We start from the raw sequence: 18,919 nt of genomic DNA on the forward strand, positions 1-18,919 counted from the left end.
CTATTGGTCGGCGCAAACCGTAGAGGGGTCACGTCGCGCTATTGCGACGAGTCGAACACTTTAAAGTGTCCCACATCTCCACAAAGTTTCGCTAGCTTTACCAACATTCGACATGCCCAAACATCAAACTCTTCTGCCCCGCCAAAGCCCACCCCTGTTAGAGGACAAAACAGCAGAAAAGCACAAAGTCCGGCTCGTTCCCTCCGAAGAGAAAACGAGCCGGACTCAGTCAAAGCAAACTTCGCATACATCCTGCAGAAGGATGTACTAGAAGAACCTACTTAGCGTGGTTGGGCTTGCCACCGTGCGGCACCAGGAATGCCGACAGGAAAGCCAGAGCCGCAGTCACAGCCAGCAGCATCAGACCGATGAAGTAGTTGTTCTCAGCCTGGTTATAGGTTGCACCCATCACCAGCGGCGGGAAGAAACCACCCAGAGCGCCAGCAGCAGCAACCACACCGGACACCGCACCAACGTTCTTCGGATCAGCCGCACGAGCCACCCAGCCGAAGACCGAGCCGTGGCCCAGACCCAGAAGAGCAGCCATCAGGATGAAAACAGCACCATACACGTGCTCAGCATCAGGCTGGAACGCGGTAATAACTGCCAGGATCACCACACCACCCAGGGAGATGAGGGTGATAATCTTCGGACCGAACTTATCAGCCAGCACACCACCGAAGGGACGAGCAATCACGGCAGCAGCCGCGAAGCCAGCCGCACGCATACCAGCGTCGTTAGCGTTGAAGTTGTAGATGTTGCTCAGGTAAGTGGGCAGGTAGTTCGAGAATGCCACGAACGCACCGAACACAACAGCGTAGAGGAAGCACAGCTGCCAAGTGGTCTTCACCTTGAATGCCTGAACAATCTTCGGCATCAGCGGAGTAACCTCACGGCCGATGGTTGCCGGAGAATCCTTCAAGAAGAAGAAAGAGATAGCAGCGGTTACAGCACAGATAACAGCAATCAGAACGTGAGTCTGGAAGTAACCAATACCCTGCACCAGGCGGGGGGTAGCGAATGCAGAAATTGCAGTACCCACCATGCCGGCACCGAACACACCGGTCGCAAAACCCTTCTTGGAAGCGTCATACCATGCGGAACTGAAGGGAATACCCACAGCGAACACGGTACCCGCAATACCCAGGAAGAACGCCACAACAAGCAGCATGGGCAGCGAGTTCATCTGACCAGCAACACCAACCAGGAAGACCAGGGGTGCGCTAATCGCCAGAACAGCGGTGAACATAATACGACCACCGTAGCGGTCAGTCAGACCACCAACGGGAATACGGCCGATAGCGCCGATGAAAATCGGCATAGCCACCAGAACACTGGTCATACCAGCGTCCAAGTGCATCTGCTTGGCGTACAGCTTGGCCAGCGGACCAACAATAGTCCAAGCCCAGAAGCCGATGGTCGAGATGAACGTTGCCAGCAGAACGTTACGGAGCTGACCATTCTTCAGGTCGTAGCTCGGTGCAACAGGGGTGCTCATATTTCCTCTTTTGCAATATGGATATGTGTATTAGCGGTCGGCGCGCTCACGCGGGAGAGTACCTACCGGATCCCAACCTCGACGTGCACCAACACGCTGGCCGCCACGAGAGCGGTACACGGTGTAGGGGCGGAAGAGGTAGTGCAGGGGCACAGTCAGTGCGTGCACCAGGCGGGTAAAGGGCCAAATGATGAACAGAACCATAGCCACCACGATGTGAATCTTGAAAGCCACGGGAATATTCACCATCAAAGCTACCTCAGGGTGGAAGTAGAACAGCGAACGGAACCACACAGAAATGGTCTCACGGTAGTTGAAGTGAACCTCGTGACCATTCACCGGAGGCAAACCGCCCGAGGGGTTCACTGCCGAAATCAGAGTAGCCGCAGTACCGGCGAGAATCACCAGAACCAAAACGACATACATGAAAACGTCATTACGAGTGGTAGCCGAACGCACACGAGAGTTCGAAACACGGCGACCAATCAGAACGAACATACCAACAATGGTTGCGACCGCAGCAACAGAACCGCCGACCAGCGCCACAATGTGGTAAGTGTCATCCGAAACGACCAGGTCGGTGAATGCCTTAGGCACCACCAGACCACCAACGTGGCCAAGGAAAACGGCCGCAAGACCGTAATGGAACAGGGGCGAAGCGATGCGCAACAGCTTCGATTCATAGACCTGGGACGAGCGGGTAGTCCATCCGAACTGGTCAGTACGGTAACGCCAAATGGTGCCACCAATCAGAATGACCAGTGCAACATAGGGCAGAACGCCCCACAGCAGGATGTCAACAATACCCGGATCGGCTACAGCCTGTGCAGCATGTCCTGCGTTCTCAGAAGCAAGTACGTACACGTGTTGTCTCCTCACAAGGGATAAAACTAGTTAGAACGAGCCGAAGCCTGCTGGAGCAGCTGATGATCAGCGTAGCCATTCAGGCCAACAGTCTCGACGGGAGGGCCGTAGCCAGCCATCTTCTGGACCTCCTCCTGAGTCTGCGGAGAGACGCCAGGAAGGGTATCGCAGATGCTCTGCAACAACCCGTAGTGGGGCAGATTTCCGTCCTTCATGGACAGACGAAGAAGCTCAAGGGACGGACGGTACGCCTGCAAAGCGGAACGGCCCTTACGGCGATCCACCAACGCACAGAACTCCAGCACCAGCGGCAGGTAGTCCGGAAGCTCACCATTCAAAACGGTCAACATACCGGAGTCGCGGTACATCTGCTTAAAACGCAGAAGAGTCTCACCACGGCGGCGGGTATCGCCATCGGTCCAGTAGGACAGATGCAGAGAATGACGACGCGAAAGGTCGTACTCCTGCACGTACTCGGACTGCACATCCTCCAGGTCCTTAGAAGTCAGCCACTGTTGAACCGCATCAACGGCAGCAATGAAAGCCTCATCCTGGGTGGAAGCGGTAATCTCCACCAGTTCAGGCAGAACCTTCAGAGTCTCCTCATCGGGGTAGCCCAGGAGCATACCGCTCACCTGGTAAATCACCGAGTCCTTATCCTCGCCGGGACCGTAATCGATATCAAACGGGTTCTCCGGCTGAGCCGGCTCCGAGACAGTAGCCTCGGAACCGGCCTTGCCCATGAGCTTGGAAAAGAATCCAGCCACTTATTACTTCTTTCCGGTGGTATTCGGGAAGAGGCCGTCAGGACGGGAAGAACCATCCCAGCTGAACAAGCTGACCTTGTTGTTAGCCTCGTAGACACCGGTGGACACGGGGGTCGGGCGACCCTCCATGTCGTTGAACGCATCGCCGTACATGCCGGGTCCGCCATCCACGCTCAGGGAGCAGCCCATTTCCTCAAGGTTGTGGGCGTCTTCCATGTGAGCCTTCGGAATGACGTAACGCTCGTTGTACTTAGCGATAGCCATCAGGCGGTACATCTCGTACACCTGCTGACCAGTCATGCCAACTGCCTGAGCAATCTCCTCGTTGCCTTCGCCACCGAGGTTGATGTCACGCATGTACGAACGCATCGCAGCCAGGCGGCGCAGAACGTTAGTAACAACCTCAGTGTCACCAGCGGTGAACAGCTCAGCCAGGTACTCAACCGGAATACGGAGAGACTCAATAGCGCCGAACAGGTTGTTGCTGTTCTCTGCATCGTGGCCCTGCTCCTTGAGCAGGTCAACAATCGGAGACAGCGGCGGCACGTACCAAACCATCGGCATGGTGCGGTACTCGGGGTGCAGGGGCAGGGCCACCTTCCACTCCTTCGCCAGCTTGTACACGGGCGACTTCTGAGCTGCAGTAATCCACGCATCGGGGATGTCGTTCTTACGAGCCTGCTCAATCACAGCCGGATCCGAAGGATCAAGCATCAGCGACAGCTGAGCCTCGTAGAGGTCCTTCTCATCCTCAACCGAAGCAGCCTCAGTCACGCGGTCTGCATCGTAGAGGAAGATACCGATGTAGCGCATACGACCAACACAGGTCTCAGCACACACGGTCGGAATACCAGCCTCAATACGGGGGTAGCAGAAGGTACACTTCTCAGCCTTACCCGTCTTGTGGTTGAAGTACACCTTCTTGTAGGGGCAGCCGGTGATGCACTGACGCCAACCGCGGCAACGGTCCTGGTCAACCAGAACGATACCGTCCTCAGCGCGCTTGTAGATAGCGCCGGAGGGGCAAGAAGCCATGCAGGAGGGGTTCAAGCAGTGCTCACAAATACGAGGCAGGTAGAACATGAAGGTCTGCTCGAACTCGAACTTAATCTTGTCCTCAGCCTTCTTGCGAACCTTCTCAACCAGCGGGTCCAGGTGACCGTACTCGGTCGCACCAGCCAGGTTGTCGTCCCAGTTCATACCCCACTCGACCTTGGTGTCCTCACCGGTGATGAGGGAGACCGGCTTAGCAGCCGGGAAGTCATCACCCAGAGGAGCACTGGTCAGGTTCTGGTAATCGTAGGTCCAGGGCTCGTAGTAGTCGTTCAGCTCGGGCTGAATCGGGGAAGCAAAGATCGTGAAGAGCTTCTGGAAGCGGTTACCGCTCTTGAGCTCCAGACGACCGCGCTTGTTCAGCACCCAGCCGCCCTTCCACTTCTCCTGATCCTCGTAACGGCGGGGGTAACCCTGGCCGGGACGAGTCTCAACGTTGTTGAACCAGACGTACTCGGTACCGGCTCGGTTCGTCCATGCCTGCTTACAGGTCACGGAGCAGGTGTGGCAGCCGATGCACTTATCGAGCGCCATCACCATAGCAACTTGTGCCATAACGCGCATTAGAAAGTTACCTCCTGGGACTTACGGCGACGGATGTACGAGACGATGTCTCGCTGGTTACCGGTCGGTCCAAGATAGTTGAAGGCGAACGCCTGGTGAGCGTAGCCACCAATCATGTGGGTGGGCTTCAGAAGAATACGGGTCACCGAGTTGTGAATACCACCGCGCTTACCGGTGACTTCAGACTTCGGGCTAACCATACGCTCCTGAGCGTGGTAGACGTAGCAAACGCCCTCGGGCATACGGTGCGAAACAACCGCACGGCCGACGAAGACACCATTGGTGTTCACACACTCAATCCACTCGCCATCCTTGACGCCAATCTTCTCAGCGTCCTGCGGGCTCATCCATGCAGTCGGACCGCCACGGAACATGCTCAGCATGTAGTGGTTATCGAAGTACTGCGAGTGAATTGCCCACTTGTTGTGCGGGGTCAGGTAGCGAACAGCAACCGAAACACCATCGGTAGTACCGAGCTCAGGCTCGTTGTACAGGCCGGTCATATCCAGCGGCGGACGGTAAATCGGCAGAGCCTCGCCCATTTCGTGCATCCAGTCGTGGTCGAGGAAGAAGTGCATACGGCCGGTCAGGGTGTGGAACGGCTTCTTCTTCTCGATGTTGACGGTGAACGGAGCGTAACGGCGACCACCGGTCTCCGAACCGGACCACTCGGGGGAGGTCATCACGGGCTGCGGTGCGGCCTGGGTCATAGGGAAGGTGATACGACGTTCCTCGTTACCTTCTGCCAGGTCCATCAGGTGCAGACCGGTCTGCTTCTCAAGCTCCTTGAAGCCCTTGACAGCGACCTCACCGTTGGAGGTACCGGAAATCATGAGGATTGCTTCAGAAATCTTCACGTCGGTATCCAGTGCCGGACGGCCTGCGCCCTTACCGGAGTCCATCACGCCGAATTCCTTAGCCATCTTCGCGACTTCGTCCTTCAGGTCGTAAGTGATGAACTTGGTGGTTGCACCGAGCTTATCGAACAGCGGGCCAACGGTGGTGTACATGTCGTACAGTGCGCCGTAGTCGCGCTCGACGGTGACGAAGTTCGGCATGTTCTTGCCGGGTACGCCCACCATACCGGGGGTGTTCTTCCAGTCGGGTGCGTGACCGCCGGGCTGAGCAATCTGGCCGGGGGTGTCGTGCAACAGCGGGACCGAAACGATGTCCTTACGGACGCCGAGGTGCTTCTTAGCCAGGCGGCTGAACTCAAACGCCAGTGCCTTGAAGGTCTCGTGGTCGGTCTTTGCCTCCCACGGCGGGTCAATTGCCGGGGAGAACGCGTGCAGGAACGGGTGCATATCGGTCGAGGAGATATCGTGCTTCTCGTACCAGGTAGCAGTCGGCAGAACGATGTCAGACAGCAGGGTCGTGGAGGTCATACGGAAGTCCGAGGTGACCAGCAGATCCAGCTTGCCCTGAGGCGCGTCCTCAACCCACTTCACTTCGTTCGGCAGCTTCTCCGAGTCGGAGCCCTGGACGTTGTCCATGCTACCGACCAGGTGCTTCAGGAAGTAGCTCTCACCCTTAGCGGAGGAACCGAACAGGTTCGAACGCCACAGGGTCAGGGTACGAGGCCAGTTGACGGGGTTGTCAACGTCCTCAACGGAGAACTCCAGGTCACCGGAGTTCAGGCGCTGTGCAATGTAGTCCGCGTTCGAGGAAGCCTCGCCGCGTGCCACTGCCTGCTCTGCCTTGTCTGCCAGATCCAGCGAGTTCTCGGGGAACTGCGGGTAGAACGGCATCCAGCCCATACGGGTAGAACGTGCCACAACGTCAGCAGTGTGAACGTCGCGCAGCTCGCCCTTAGCCAGCGGGGACTGCAGGTAGTCGGTGGAGTATGCGTCCTGACGGAACTGGTCAGTGTGCATGTACCAGAAGCCGGTACCGATCATGTGACGCGGCGGGCGGCTCCAGTCCAGAGCGTTCGCAATGTTGGTCAGACCGGTCAGAGGACGTGCCTTCTCCTGGCCCACGTAGTGAGCCCAACCGCCACCGTTGCGACCCTGGCAACCGGTCAGGTTCAGCAGAGCGAGGATAGCGCGGTAGGTGGTGTCAGCGTGGTACCACTGGCAGATACCTGCACCGAAGATGACCATGGAGCGGCCGCCGGAATCCAGGGCGCTCTTGGCGAACTCGCGGGCAACGCGAATAACAGCCTCGGCGGGGACAGAAGTAATCTGCTCCTGCCATGCCGGGGTGTTCTGAACGTTCCAGTCCTCGTAGTCCTTAGCCCAGGTACCGGGCAGACCCTCACGGCCCACACCGTACTGTGCCAGCATGATATCGAAGACGGTAGTAACTTCGTGACCATCAACGTAGGTTACGGGCACGCCGCGGGTAATGACGTCGCCGTGACCCTTCGGGTTATCGAAGGTCGGCATCTTAATCTCAACCGCTGCGGACTGGCCCTGAGGCAGGTCGCGAATCGACAGAATCGGCTTACGACCCTGCAAATCCAGGTTCCACTTGCCCTGGTCTTCCTGAGCGTAACGGTGACCCATGGTGCCGTTGGGCACGAAGACCTCGCCAGTCTCGCGGTCCATCAGGACGGGCTTGAAGTCAGCGTTCGGCTGCTCAGCCTCGCCAGCGAGCTTAGCTGCAGTCAGGAACTTGGAGGGAACCTTAATGCCGTCTTCACGGGTTTCCAGGGTGACCAGGAAGGGAAGGTCGGTGTAGGTCAGGGAGAAGTCCTCGAAGAACTCGACACGCTGGTCGACGTAGTTCTCCTTAAGGATGACGTGGCCCATCGCCATTGCCAGTGCCGCGTCGGTACCTGCCTGGGCGGGCAGCCACTCGTCAGCGAACTTGGTGTTGTCGGCGTAGTCGGGGCTCACGGTGACAACCTTGGTACCGCGGTAGCGGACCTCGGAGACCCAGTGAGCATCCGGGGTACGGGTCAGCGGAACGTTTGCACCCCACATGATGAGGTATGCAGCGTCCCACCAGTCGCCGGACTCGGGAACGTCGGTCTGGTCGCCGAAGACCTGCGGGGAAGCCACGGGGAGGTCAGCGTACCAGTCGTAGAAGCTGGTCATGACGCCACCGGCCAGCTGGATGTAGCGAACACCCGCGCTGAAGGACGCCATGGACATTGCCGGAATCGGGGTGAAGCCGGTGTTACGGTCGGGGCCGTAGTACTTGATGGTGTGCACGTGAGCAGCAGCCATCAGCTCGAGAGCCTCAGCCCAGGTCGAGCGCACCAGACCACCCTTACCGCGTGCGTTCACGTAGCGTGCACGCTTGGCGGGGTCGGACACGATGGAGTGGAAGGCGTCCACGGGATCGTTGTGGATTGCCTTCGCTTCGCGGTACATCTCCAGCAGGAGACCGCGAACGTAGGGGTACTTAACGCGAGTGGGAGAGTAGGTGTACCACGAGAATGCTGCACCGCGGGGGCAACCGCGGGGCTCGTACTCGGGGCGGTCGGGACCAACCGAGGGGTAATCGGTTTCCTGTGCTTCCCAGGTGATAATGCCGTCCTTGACGTACACCTTCCAGGAGCAGGAGCCGGTGCAGTTCACGCCGTGGGTAGAGCGAACTTCCTTATCGTGGCTCCAACGGTCGCGGTAGAAGGCGTCACCTTCGCGGCCGCCTTCACGGAAGACGGCGCGGCCGTCTTCAGTCTCATCCCAGCGGGAGAAGAACTTACCGAACTTGATCAGCTGATCGGTAAGGGGGCCGTCCGGGCCCTTAATCTGTGATGCTTGTTCCATACTGCCCAATATATCGGAAATTTGGCATGGAAAATACGAGATAAAAACCTTGCCTAATTCATACGAAATAAGGGTGCTTTAGACCGTAAGCCAGGCGGAAATTCCACCCTCAAGCATGTACACAGAACGCTCCTCCAGGGGCGCTATTTCACGAGCCGCCTCAACCGTTCGGGTGTATCCGGTGCAGTAAATAACGATTTTCTGGGCATTTGCGGGGATTTTACGCTCAATCAGGGCTTTGAGAGAGTCATTTCGAGCCGCTTCAAGCAATTCAGTGAGGGGCAGGTTAATGGCACCGTCAATCGCAAAGGCATTGAACTCCACCTGCTCACGGACATCCAAAAGGGCAATATTTTCACCCGATGACATCTTTTTAAGGTCCTGAGCGCTCATCGAGCGGGGTTTCGAGTCAGCAGAAGAGCTTGTAAAATCCTGAGAAATATTACGAATTGTTACATGATTTTTGGGCTTATGACTCGTTTCTTGGGGCAAAACAGCGCTTTTCTTAGGTACAGCTTGCACGCTAGCTACAAGAGGTATATATTCCCACCTTCCGCTTAATGCCGAATATAGGCCAACCTCACCCATGAGCGGCTCCCCCACCCCGGTCAGCAGCTTCACTGCCTCCATGGCCATCGCAGCACCCACCACGCCAGCCATAGCACCCACCACGCCAGCAGTACTACACGACGGCACGCTACCGGCAGCAGGAGCATGAGGGTACAAATCCTCATACACCGGACCGCGACCAGCCCAAAACACACTCAGCTGCGCATCAAAACCAAGAATCGCAGCCCATACATGCGCAATTCCAGCACGCGCAGCCGCCGCCGACACCACATAACGCGACTCGAAATTATCGCTACCATCCAGCACCAGGTCAGCACCAGACAGAAGCTCATCAACATTCACCTCCGTCAAACGCTCACACACAGGCACAACCTCAATAAAAGGATTCAGCGAGCGCAAAGACTCTGCGGCAGACTCAGCCTTAGAATTACCCACTCTGGCGTGCGTATGAATCACCTGGCGGTGCAGATTCGAGGCATCCACGACGTCATCATCAACCACCACAATCTGACCGACCCCGGCACCCGCCAGGTACAGCAGCGCGGGAGCACCCAAACCGCCAGCACCCAGCACCACCACGCGTGCGCGTTTGAGCGCCAGCTGAGCCTCGTAGCCCATTTCGGGCAGAATCAGCTGACGAGAATAGAACGCACGCTCAGCGGCAGAGAGCTCGCCCGTGCCGGTTGAAGGCTGAGAAGACATAGGGATTCCTCGCGTCTAGTAGTAGAGGTGACTTGAGCTTTCAAGGAGAATAAGCCTGCCCGAGAGAAATCCCCCTGACAGGCTTATATAGAGATATCAGAATATTCAGAAGGCTAAGCAGGCGAAGTGTCCACACCAACCCACTCGATGCTTCCATCGAGCAGTTCCTGTTCCTTCCAAATCGGCACACGAGCCTTCACCCGGTCAGCCACCAGCTCACAGGCATCAAACGCGCGGCCACGGTGAGCAGCCGCCGCCATCACGGTCAGAGCCGACTCACCAATAGCAATCGGACCCACACGATGCACAGCCCACAGACGCACACCGTCCAGCTCGGCAGCAACCTCGGCGGCAACCTCCGCAATATACTCACGAGCCTGCGGATGCGCGCTATAGGACAGCCCGCGCACCGCGCTACCGTGATCATGGTTGCGCACAATGCCGTCAAAAATTACCAGCGCACCCATGGCGTCGGTCATGACCTCAGCCTTAGCCGCAGCGTACAGCGGCTCCAGGGGCGCCTCCGTAATATCGGTGAACACCACGGTCGAGCCGCTCGGCTCAACACCGTGCGCACCCGAATGGTCCAGGGATTCTTCGTTCTGCGGCTTAGTGGTCATGGTAGTCCTCCATCTGACGGCAAATGTGCTCAACAAGCGGGTCGAGGGTTGCCACGCCGTCCTTCACGCCACCGCGCGAACCGGGCAGGGTCATCACGAAGGTGCGGTCAATGACGCCCGCCACGCCGCGTGAAAGCACCGCCGCGGGAATGTTCTTCAGACCGTTCATCCAGAAGGCATGCATAACGCCGGGAACTTCCTTGTCCAGGTGGGGGCGAACCGCCTCCACGGTCTGGTCGTCAGAGTTCAGACCGGTACCACCGCTGGTCAGGATGAAGGTCGGCAGGTTACCGTTCTTCTTACCTTCGGTCACCAGGGTGTTGAAGTACTCGACAATATCGCGGTCTTCAATGACCACGGCATCCGGGGTGTCGAAGCCGCGCGAGCGCAGCCACTCCACGGCGATGGGGCCGGACTTATCCTCGTACACGCCGCGGGCTGCGCGGGTGGAGGCGACAATAACCAGACCGGTGAGGTTCTCGGGCATGGTGTAGTCTTCGCTACTCATTGGCTTTCCTTTTCTGTATCTATCAGATGACGGTGGGGGCGGTGCACCGCCGTAGCTTAGGATTCCTCGCGGACGGACCAGTCGCCGGACTTGCCGCCGCTCTTCTCCAGAACACGGATATCGGTAATTACGGCGTACTTATCGACTGCCTTGATCATGTCGAAAACGGTCAGTGCCGCCGAGGAGACGGCGGTGAGCGCCTCCATCTCTACGCCGGTGACGCCGCGGGTCTTCACGGAGGCCTCAATACGCACGAAGTCGGTGCCGCGCTCAAAGTCCACCGTGATCTTGCCCAGGGGCAGCGGGTGGCAGAGGGGAATGATTTCCGGGGTGCGCTTAGCGCCCATGATGCCGGCAACACGTGCAACGGGAAGAGCGTCGCCCTTGGGCAGGTCAGCGTCAAAAATCATGGCAATCACGTCTTCGCGGGTGCGCACGGTTGCTTCAGCCAGGGCGGTGCGGGTGGTAACTGACTTCTCCGTAACGTCCACCATGTGTGCCGAGCCGTCGGCGCGCACGTGAGTCAGTTCCTGGTTGGGCTGAGAGGTAGAGGTCATCGTTTCTCCTGGCTTCTGCGCGGTATTCTTCTGCCGCGAATCGTTACTTAGTGTGAGTCTCAATTATTCCTTGTCGTTCGACCAAGGAACAATGCGGGGCGGGGGCTTAGTTATCGGTGAGGCGGATGCGGTGGTAGGGTACCGCTTCTCCCCCGGTGTAGGTGGTTCCGGGCGCCAGCTCAATGAGCACGTCCGCCTGTGCGGCGCGGTGTAACAGGTGCGAGCCGGAGAGCACGTCGGGGTAGAGTTCCACCCGGTAGGTTCCGGGCTCGACCTCGACCATGCCGAGGGTTCCGCGCAGGAACTGGCGCTTGGTTGCCGGGGCGGTGATCGGGGTTTCGGTGACGAGCACGCCTCGCGGTGCGTTGTTCAGGGTTGCCTGTTCGGAGGCAACCGCATAGGGCACACCGTAGGGGCCGCCTGCACGCAGGTAGGGGCGCAGAATCAGCGCGTACGAGATGAGGGTGCTCACCGGGTTGCCGGGGAAGGAAATCATGGGCACGCGATGGCCCTTGAAGTCGAGAACGTTTACGCCCTGCGGTCCGCCGGGCTGCTGGCTCACGTGACCAAACCAGGAGACGGGCACCAGGATGTCGGCTTCGTGTGCCTTGGCGATGGCGTTGCGCACCACTTCGTATTTACCGTGGCTAATACCGCCCGAGGTGATGATGATGTCCGGCGCGAAGCTCTCGTATTCTGCCGCGAGACGGTGCAGCAACTCGATGGGGTTATCACCAATAGCGATGCGGCGCACCTCAGCGCCGTCTTCACGGAGCATAGCGGTCAGCATGGGCCCGTTCGCGTCAAAAATCTGCCCCTGAGCCAGCTCCTGCGAGGTAGCGGTGCCGTCTTCTTCAACACCGGAAAGAATCTCGTCGCCGCCGGTGCATACGAGCACGCGGGGGCCTGCCGCGACGGTCAGGCGCGCATAACCCTGGGATGCGAGCGCACCGAGCAGAGCCGGGGTGATGCGTTCACCGGCGCGTGCGAGTACCTGGCCGGTGACGACGTCTTCGCCGCGGCGGCGTACGAACTGTCCGGGTTTGCCGGTGGCGAGTTTGACCTTTTCGCTGGGGCGGCCGAAGGATTCGGGCAGGTCCGGGTATTCGATACGTTCGGACTGCTCGACCGGGATGACGGCGTCGTAGCCCTTGGGGATGGGTGCGCCGGTCATGATGGGGTAGGTCAGGTCGTCGGAGGAGCGGGAGCGCTGCAGCGGACGCCCTGCGGGAATCTCGCGGCCGACGGTGAAGATGCGGTCCTCGCGGTCAACGGCTGCCGCGGTGAGGGCGTAGCCGTCCATTTGGGAGTTGTCGAAGCTGGGCACGTCCATGCGTGCGGTGACGTCTTGGGCGAGAATGCGTCCTGCCGCGTGGTAGAGGGGAACCGTTTCTGCGGTGCCGATGAAGACTTCACGCAACAGTAGCGCCAGGTAGGCGCGGTATTCCTCGGTGCTGGGGGTTCCATTGAATTCGGGGGAAATCATGGCGGTTCCAATCGTGCGGCAATAGTTAAGAACAGTGTACGGGTGCGGTTGTGAGCTGGTAAACGCAGTTTCGCCTAATAGTCTTCAGATGGCGCTGCGGTTCCTTGGGACGGGCCGGTTTTATCGGGTGCTTTCGCGCAGTTTTTTGAGGGCGCGAGCTAGACCGAGGACACCGAAGATTCCCAGGTAGAGGCTGATGAGAATTAGCGCGCTTCCGAGGGCGCTGGGGATGTCGCTGCTGTTGATGGCTAGGTCAATGGCGAGGGGTATGGTTTGGGTTTTGCCTTGCACATTGCCTGCGAAGGTGACGGTTGCGCCGTACTCGCCAAGCGCGCGAGCGAAGGAAAGTAGGAAAGCAGTCGCAAGGCCGGGCGCTGCGAGAGGCAGGAGCACTTTAAAGGTGGTCTCTGCCGGTCCGGCGCCTTCAACAAGAGCGATTTCTTCATAATCGCGGGGAATAGCCTGCAGGGTGGTAACTGCGGTGGCGACAAAGAAAGGCAGGGCAACGAAGACCTGGGCGATAATCACCGCGTTCGAGGTAAACGGAATAGAGATTCCAGCCTGGTAGAGGTAGGTGCCGATCATGCCTTTGCGTCCCCAGAAGAAGAGCAGACCGAGGCCGGAGACCACCGGTGAGAGAATCACCGGGGTGTAGATGATGGCGTAGAGGACCGACCCGAAGCGGTGCATCCGCGAGCGGTTGAGCACTTTGGAGAGCACGAGCGCCAGGGGAGCACCGAGGAGGCCGCAGATAAGGGTGGATGCGGCGGCCGTGCTGAGAGAGAGGTTGGCAGCCCCGAGAACCTGCGGGGTAAAGATGGTACCCAGCTGACTCCAGGGAATATTAATGAAAAGCCCGAGGAGCGGACCTGCAATGAGGAAAATACCCAGAGTTGCCGGGATGAGGAAGAGCCGGGGAACAGATGCGAAAAGCTTCTCTCGGGAGGTGCGCGCTCGGCGGCTGGTGGGCGCGGTAGCGGTGTCTGACATGGGTATTTCTACTTGTTGTGCTAGGGGTCTTCTGCAGTGGTTATTGGTGTGCGTCGGAAAATATGTTCAGGATGCGGTGGCATGCTTGTTGAGCGTGCCACCGCATCCTGCGGGGTGTGTCCCGTTGCCTCGTTATAGCTGTTTCAGCTGAGAAGCGTGGGGTGCTAATGACTACTTGGTGGTGTTGAAGCCGTAGTCGGAGAGGATCTTCTTAGCCTCGTCGGAGGTCTTCAGCCACTCGTTGAACTTCTTTGCAGCCTCGGAGGAGGAGCCGGTCTTGCTCAGCGCTGCGGGGTATTCGTTGGGCTCAACATCGGTCAGCTCGATGGAGCCGAGGTTTGCACCCTTCTTCTTGGCTGCTGCGAGGTCGGTGGTGTAGATGAAGCCTGCATCTGCGTTACCGGTGGACACCTTGGTTGCCACGTCGGTGACCTTACCCTCGGTGGTTGCGTTCTTGAGGGTGATGTCGTGCTTCTTCAGCTCTTCGTGCGCCAGGGTGCCGCAGGGGACGTCTTCCTTGCAGACTGCGACGACGCCTTCGGTGGTCTTCAGGTCGTCGAGGCTGTTGATCTTGCCGGGGTTGCCTTCAGCGGTGACAAGGACCAGCTTGTTGGTGACCAGGACGTTGGTTTCAGAGTTGGAGAACTCGTTCAGCTTCTTAGCCTTGTCCATGTTCTTGGTGTCTGCGGTGATGAGCATGTCGGGGGTTGCGCCCTGCTCGATCTGGGTGACGAGCTTTGCGGAGCCTTCGTAGACGAAGGTGATGTCAACGCCGGGGTTTGCTGCTTCGTATGCCTTCTCCAGGTCTGCGCCTGCGTTGTTCAGGGATGCTGCGGCGAAGACCTGGATCTTGCCGGAGGATGCCTGGGTACCTGCTGCGGAGGCAGAGGAGGAGCTACCTGCGGAGGCAGTGGAAGAGGAGGAGCTCTGGGTGGAGCCGCAACCGGTCAGTGCGAGAGTTGCTGCAGCGAGTGCGCTGAGGGCAGCAAGAGGAGTCTTCATGTGTGTCCTTTGGTCGTACTACTTATGGAGGTGAGGTGGGTCCATGCGCGGGCTCTTTGTGACGTTTTGTGTACACCCCTAGCTTGCACACGTTTTGTTGCGTCGTCACAGTTTTCTACGGTGGCGTAGCTGTAACTTACCCTTCACACACTATGTAAGGGGCGCCGGAACATGGAATAATCATATTGTCACCTGAAATATGCAAATTTTCCACATAGGTTTTCCATGGCGTATACGGCAAATTCGGCCTCTTCTGAACTCATTTCTGGCCCAGTGTTAAGCACCTTATCTTCTGCGGAGGGTAACGGAGCTGCTTTTGTGACGCCCGAAAAATCTGAGAGTGGCGCAAAGCCTCAGCGTAAGCTCCCGAATATTACGAACAGCGGTCCGCTCCTGGACCGCTGGGGTCGCGTGTCTACCGACCTGCGAATCTCTCTAACCGATAAATGTAATCTTCGTTGCATTTATTGCATGCCGGCGGATGGTTTGCAGTGGCTCCCGAAGGAAAACCTGCTCTCCGCCGAGGAGATTGCACGCCTGGCAGATATTGCGATTACTGAGCTGGGTGTTGAGGAAATCCGCTTTACCGGCGGTGAGCCGCTGGTCCGCGCCGATTTGGTGGACATCATTTCGCGTATTCATGAGGCGCACCCGAGCATCCCCCTGGCGATTACGACGAACGGTATCGGTCTGGAGAAGCGCGCTGCCGCCCTGGCTGAGGCTGGTCTTACCCGTATCAACGTTTCCCTGGACACGATTTGCCGTGAGACCTTCGCTGAGCTGACCCGCCGCGATAAGCTCGACGCCGTGTTGAAGGGTATCGACGGAGCCGCCGAAGCCGGTCTGTGGCCCATCAAGATTAATGCTGTGCTGATGCCGGGCCTGAATGATGACCAGGCTCCCGACCTTCTGCGTTGGGCACTGGCGGGCGGCTACCAGTTGCGTTTCATTGAGCAGATGCCGCTGGATGCCGATAACCGTTGGACCCGCGAGGGCACTATTACTGCCGCTGAGATTCGCGAGAAGCTGTCGGCTGAGTACGTCCTGGGTTCGGTGGCTGAGGCGCGTGGTGACTCCCCCGCTCAGCTGTGGGAGGTGTACCCGCTCGGTACTGCCCTGGATGATGCGGGCTTCCCCGTCGACGGTACCGAGTCTCTGGGTCGTGTGGGCATCATCGCCTCGGTGACGGAGTCGTTCTGCAATGCGTGCACCCGCACCCGCCTGACGGCGGACGGCAAGATTCGCTCGTGTTTGTTCTCTGACACTGAGACTGACCTGATGCAGCTTCTACGTTCCGGTGCTGACGATCAGCAGCTGGCTCTGCGTTGGCGTGAAGGCATGTGGTTCAAGCCGCGCGCTCACGGCAAGGAAGACGCTGACTTCGATATTGAGGAGTTCGCCAAGGCGAGCCGCTCGATGAGCGCTATTGGCGGCTAAGGAAACTACCCTATTTATTAGCCGGATATACACCCAAATATGCGTGGGACAAGGTCTTTTACTGCCACCTTACCCCCTGGCTTTCGGCTACCCTACTCAGAGTTTATTCAAGGATTGAGGAGCATTATGCAGGTTCATTTTTTCGCTGCCGCGCGTTCTGCGGCGGGTACCGCGCAGCTGTCGGTGCCCCTGGCTGAGCTGCCGTCTGCAACTCTTGGCGCGCTGATTGAGCATCTGGGCCAGAGCTTGGAGGGCACAACCCCTTCGGGTCTGACTCTTGCGCAGGTCATGGAGCAGTGCTCGTTCCTGGTCAATGGTGCCCGTTCTGATGCGCAGGCTCCGCTGCAGGATGCCGATCGTGTGGACGTTCTGCCTCCCTTTGCGGGTGGATAATGCGGGCGGATAAGATGCCCGGTTCCCGGCTCCCCGCCGAGGGCGATTTTTCGTGCGCCGCGGTCGTAGTTGCCGGAGGCGCTTCTCGCCGCCTGAACCACGTGCCGAAGGCGTCTCTGTCTGATGGCACGAATACCCTGCTGGGTTGTGCCCTGGAGGCGGTGGCCACCGCATCCCCGCGCGTGGTGGTGGGTCCGGAGAGCCTACCCTTGCCGTCGGGGGTGTTGCGCACTCGTGAGGATCCGCCGTTTTCGGGTCCTGCTGCGGCGATTCATGCCGGGTTGGAGTGTATTGCGGCCGATTGCGAGCGCTCTCAGGTGCCTCTGCCCGAATGGTGCCTGATTTTGGGTGTGGATACTCCGCGTGTTGCCCCGGCGGTTCAGCAGCTGATTGCTGCGGCGCGAAATGCTGAGCGCGCGGCGGGCTTCTCCCCCACCGATTCTGAATCATCTGCAGGTTTCTGGGGTGTCGCTGAGGGCATCTATCAGCCCCTGGTGGGTATTTACCATTTTGAGGCGATCCGTTCGGTCTTTTCGACCGGTACCACCGACGCTTCTGTTCGTTCTTTTTTGCGCCGTTTGAACCCGGCGGCGGTTCAGATGTCTGCCACTGACACCGCCGATGTTGATACGTGGGAGCAGGCGCAGGCTCTCGGCTATACGACTTCACTCTGGTCGAGTTATTAGCATCTGAGGCGCCCAGAAGCGCTAGTTGCCAAGCTACGAGTAACCTAGGTAGTAGGTTAGAGCTCTGGGCACCGCATTCGGTAGCGTTTTTGAGCTCGCGCGCTGTTGCGCGTCCCGCACACACTTTTACGAGGTACGATGTCTCACCATATTCCTTCTGTTTCGTGGCAGCAGGCCCGCCAGATTCTGCATGAGCAGGGCCTGGACATTGCGCATCATGTGAAGACGGAGTCTTTGCCGCTGTTGGCGACGATTGGCCACTATTTGGCAGATGATGTTTATTCGATGATGCCGGTGCCCCACTACAGCTCTTCCGCGATGGACGGTTACGCTGTGACGGGTGCACCTCCGTGGCGTCTGGTGACGCCGGCGTATCCGGAGGATTCTCGCGCGAATATTCACCGTCTGACGGTGCCGATTGTTCCGGGTGAGGCGACCCCGATTCTGACGGGCGGTTTAATCCCGGAGGGTGCCGAGGCGATTGTGCGTGAGGAGCATTCCCGCCTGTATGAGGGTGCGGAGGGTTCTTCTCGTCCGGGCATGGGTTCCCATTTGGAGACTCAGGCAAGCATTCATTACCTGGATATGGCGGAGGGTTTTGAGCCTCCAGCACCGGGTGCTGATATTCGCCATGCTGGTGCTGAGCTGGAACGTGGCGAGTTGTTGGCGCGCCACGGTGACCGTGTGTCTGCTCGTATGGCGGCATTCTTGGGCACGAATGGTTTTGATGAGTTGCCGGTGTATGCCCCGATTCCGGTGCGTTGCGCGTTTACGGGTAATGAGGTCATTACCTTTGGTGTGCCTGCGCCGGGTCAGGTGCGTGATGCCTTTGGCGGCTTCATGGAGCATGCGATTATTTCTGCTGGTTGCGAGGCGCGCCCGTCGATTCGCCTGGCGGATGTTGAGTCTGAGTTCCGCACGTTCTTGTCCACATCGACGGCTCGTGTGCTGGTGTTTACGGGCGGGTCGAGTACTTCGGGTGTTGATTTGGTGCGTAAGGTGCTCAACGATATGGGTGCGACGTACCTGTTTGAGTCGGTAGATGTGCGTCCGGGTCATCCTGCGTTGGCTGCGCGTTTGCCGGTTCCGGAGAAGGGTCCGAATTCGGGTCGTGAGCGTTTTGTGTTGGGTCTGCCGGGTAATCCTTTGGCGGCGTACACGGCTTTGTATTCGTATTTGCCGCCGCTTTTGGCTGGTATGAGGGATATGCCTCTTCCTGAGCTAGATTCGGCGGTTCTGGGTGATCCGGTGGATACTTTGCGTAAGTCGGCGGGGGCTCGTCTGCTTCCGGTGTCGGTGCGTGATGGTGTGGCGTATCCTCTGCCGAAGTCGGCGTCGCATATGCTGTCCTCGTTGGCGGCGGCTACTCACTGCGCAGTGTTGGATGATTCTTCGGTGCGAGGTTCTGCGCATGAGGTGGGGGCTCGCGTTCCGGTTATTCCGGTGCTGTAGACCGGCACGGCAAATCGGTGCGGTTGGCAGCACAGGGGAAAAGCGCTTTTT

Annotated in this window: 16 protein-coding genes; 4 read left to right on the forward strand and 12 right to left on the reverse strand. The window is 58.6% G+C overall.

Annotated features, from left to right (window positions below; genetic code table 11):
* Nucleotides 1–277: 277 nt before the first annotated feature.
* The 12 genes from HMPREF2980_RS07030 to modA all read right to left on the reverse strand — a co-directional run bounded on the left by HMPREF2980_RS07030 (nucleotide 278) and on the right by modA (nucleotide 14,900).
* Nucleotides 278–1,498, reverse strand: coding sequence for an MFS transporter (locus tag HMPREF2980_RS07030; RefSeq protein ID WP_049353781.1), 1,221 nt, complete (start codon nucleotides 1,496–1,498; stop codon nucleotides 278–280).
* 30 nt (nucleotides 1,499–1,528) lie between these two features.
* Nucleotides 1,529–2,362 carry a respiratory nitrate reductase subunit gamma gene (narI, locus tag HMPREF2980_RS07035; RefSeq protein WP_049347293.1) on the reverse strand — a complete coding sequence of 278 codons (834 nt, stop codon included), beginning with the start codon at nucleotides 2,360–2,362 and terminating at the stop codon, nucleotides 1,529–1,531.
* Nucleotides 2,363–2,388: 26 nt separating this feature from the next.
* Complete coding sequence (narJ, locus tag HMPREF2980_RS07040) at nucleotides 2,389–3,129, reverse strand: nitrate reductase molybdenum cofactor assembly chaperone (RefSeq protein ID WP_005504922.1); 741 nt, start codon at nucleotides 3,127–3,129, stop codon at nucleotides 2,389–2,391.
* 3 nt (nucleotides 3,130–3,132) lie between these two features.
* Complete coding sequence (gene narH / locus HMPREF2980_RS07045) at nucleotides 3,133–4,746, reverse strand: nitrate reductase subunit beta (protein ID WP_005504921.1); 1,614 nt, start codon at nucleotides 4,744–4,746, stop codon at nucleotides 3,133–3,135.
* Nucleotides 4,746–8,465, reverse strand: coding sequence for a nitrate reductase subunit alpha (locus tag HMPREF2980_RS07050; protein ID WP_049341117.1), 3,720 nt, complete (start codon nucleotides 8,463–8,465; stop codon nucleotides 4,746–4,748). The genes narH and HMPREF2980_RS07050 overlap by 1 nt, the downstream gene beginning before the upstream one ends.
* Nucleotides 8,466–8,543: 78 nt before the next feature.
* On the reverse strand, nucleotides 8,544–9,737 hold the full coding sequence (locus HMPREF2980_RS07055; RefSeq protein WP_049341115.1) for a ThiF family adenylyltransferase: 1,194 nt from the start codon (nucleotides 9,735–9,737) through the stop codon (nucleotides 8,544–8,546).
* A gap of 113 nt (nucleotides 9,738–9,850) precedes the next feature.
* Complete coding sequence (locus HMPREF2980_RS07060) at nucleotides 9,851–10,357, reverse strand: molybdenum cofactor biosynthesis protein MoaE (protein WP_049341113.1); 507 nt, start codon at nucleotides 10,355–10,357, stop codon at nucleotides 9,851–9,853.
* A complete protein-coding gene (locus HMPREF2980_RS07065; protein WP_049341111.1) occupies nucleotides 10,347–10,865 on the reverse strand; it encodes a MogA/MoaB family molybdenum cofactor biosynthesis protein in 519 nt (172 codons plus the stop codon). The genes HMPREF2980_RS07060 and HMPREF2980_RS07065 overlap by 11 nt, the downstream gene beginning before the upstream one ends.
* Nucleotides 10,866–10,921: 56 nt before the next feature.
* Nucleotides 10,922–11,422, reverse strand: a complete 501-nt coding sequence (gene moaC / locus HMPREF2980_RS07070; protein ID WP_049341109.1) for a cyclic pyranopterin monophosphate synthase MoaC — start codon at nucleotides 11,420–11,422, stop codon at nucleotides 10,922–10,924.
* A 106-nt stretch (nucleotides 11,423–11,528) separates the two neighbouring features.
* Nucleotides 11,529–12,908, reverse strand: coding sequence for a molybdopterin molybdotransferase MoeA (locus tag HMPREF2980_RS07075; protein WP_070677587.1), 1,380 nt, complete (start codon nucleotides 12,906–12,908; stop codon nucleotides 11,529–11,531).
* Nucleotides 12,909–13,028: 120 nt separating this feature from the next.
* On the reverse strand, nucleotides 13,029–13,898 hold the full coding sequence (locus tag HMPREF2980_RS07080) for an ABC transporter permease (RefSeq protein ID WP_070677585.1): 870 nt from the start codon (nucleotides 13,896–13,898) through the stop codon (nucleotides 13,029–13,031).
* A 171-nt stretch (nucleotides 13,899–14,069) separates the two neighbouring features.
* The gene (modA, locus tag HMPREF2980_RS07085) at nucleotides 14,070–14,900 is read right to left on the reverse strand and encodes a molybdate ABC transporter substrate-binding protein (RefSeq protein ID WP_070691034.1); all 831 of its coding nucleotides are present in this window, start codon (nucleotides 14,898–14,900) and stop codon (nucleotides 14,070–14,072) included.
* 225 nt (nucleotides 14,901–15,125) lie between these two features.
* Between modA and moaA the strand changes: the two genes are divergently transcribed.
* From moaA to HMPREF2980_RS07105, 4 genes are all read left to right on the forward strand, one after another.
* Nucleotides 15,126–16,337, forward strand: coding sequence for a GTP 3',8-cyclase MoaA (gene moaA / locus HMPREF2980_RS07090; RefSeq protein WP_070691037.1), 1,212 nt, complete (start codon nucleotides 15,126–15,128; stop codon nucleotides 16,335–16,337).
* Between the two features lie 126 nt (nucleotides 16,338–16,463).
* On the forward strand, nucleotides 16,464–16,730 hold the full coding sequence (locus HMPREF2980_RS07095) for a MoaD/ThiS family protein (protein WP_049327549.1): 267 nt from the start codon (nucleotides 16,464–16,466) through the stop codon (nucleotides 16,728–16,730).
* 14 nt (nucleotides 16,731–16,744) lie between these two features.
* The gene (locus HMPREF2980_RS07100; RefSeq protein WP_314604153.1) at nucleotides 16,745–17,416 is read left to right on the forward strand and encodes a molybdenum cofactor guanylyltransferase; all 672 of its coding nucleotides are present in this window, start codon (nucleotides 16,745–16,747) and stop codon (nucleotides 17,414–17,416) included.
* A 138-nt stretch (nucleotides 17,417–17,554) separates the two neighbouring features.
* Entirely contained in the window at nucleotides 17,555–18,868 is a 1,314-nt protein-coding gene (locus HMPREF2980_RS07105) for a molybdopterin molybdotransferase MoeA (RefSeq protein WP_049353792.1), read from the forward strand.
* The last annotated feature ends 51 nt before the right edge of the window (nucleotides 18,869–18,919 follow it).

This window comes from Rothia sp. HMSC076D04 (genome assembly GCF_001814645.1).
Classification (GTDB): Bacteria; Actinomycetota; Actinomycetes; order Actinomycetales; family Micrococcaceae; genus Rothia; species Rothia mucilaginosa.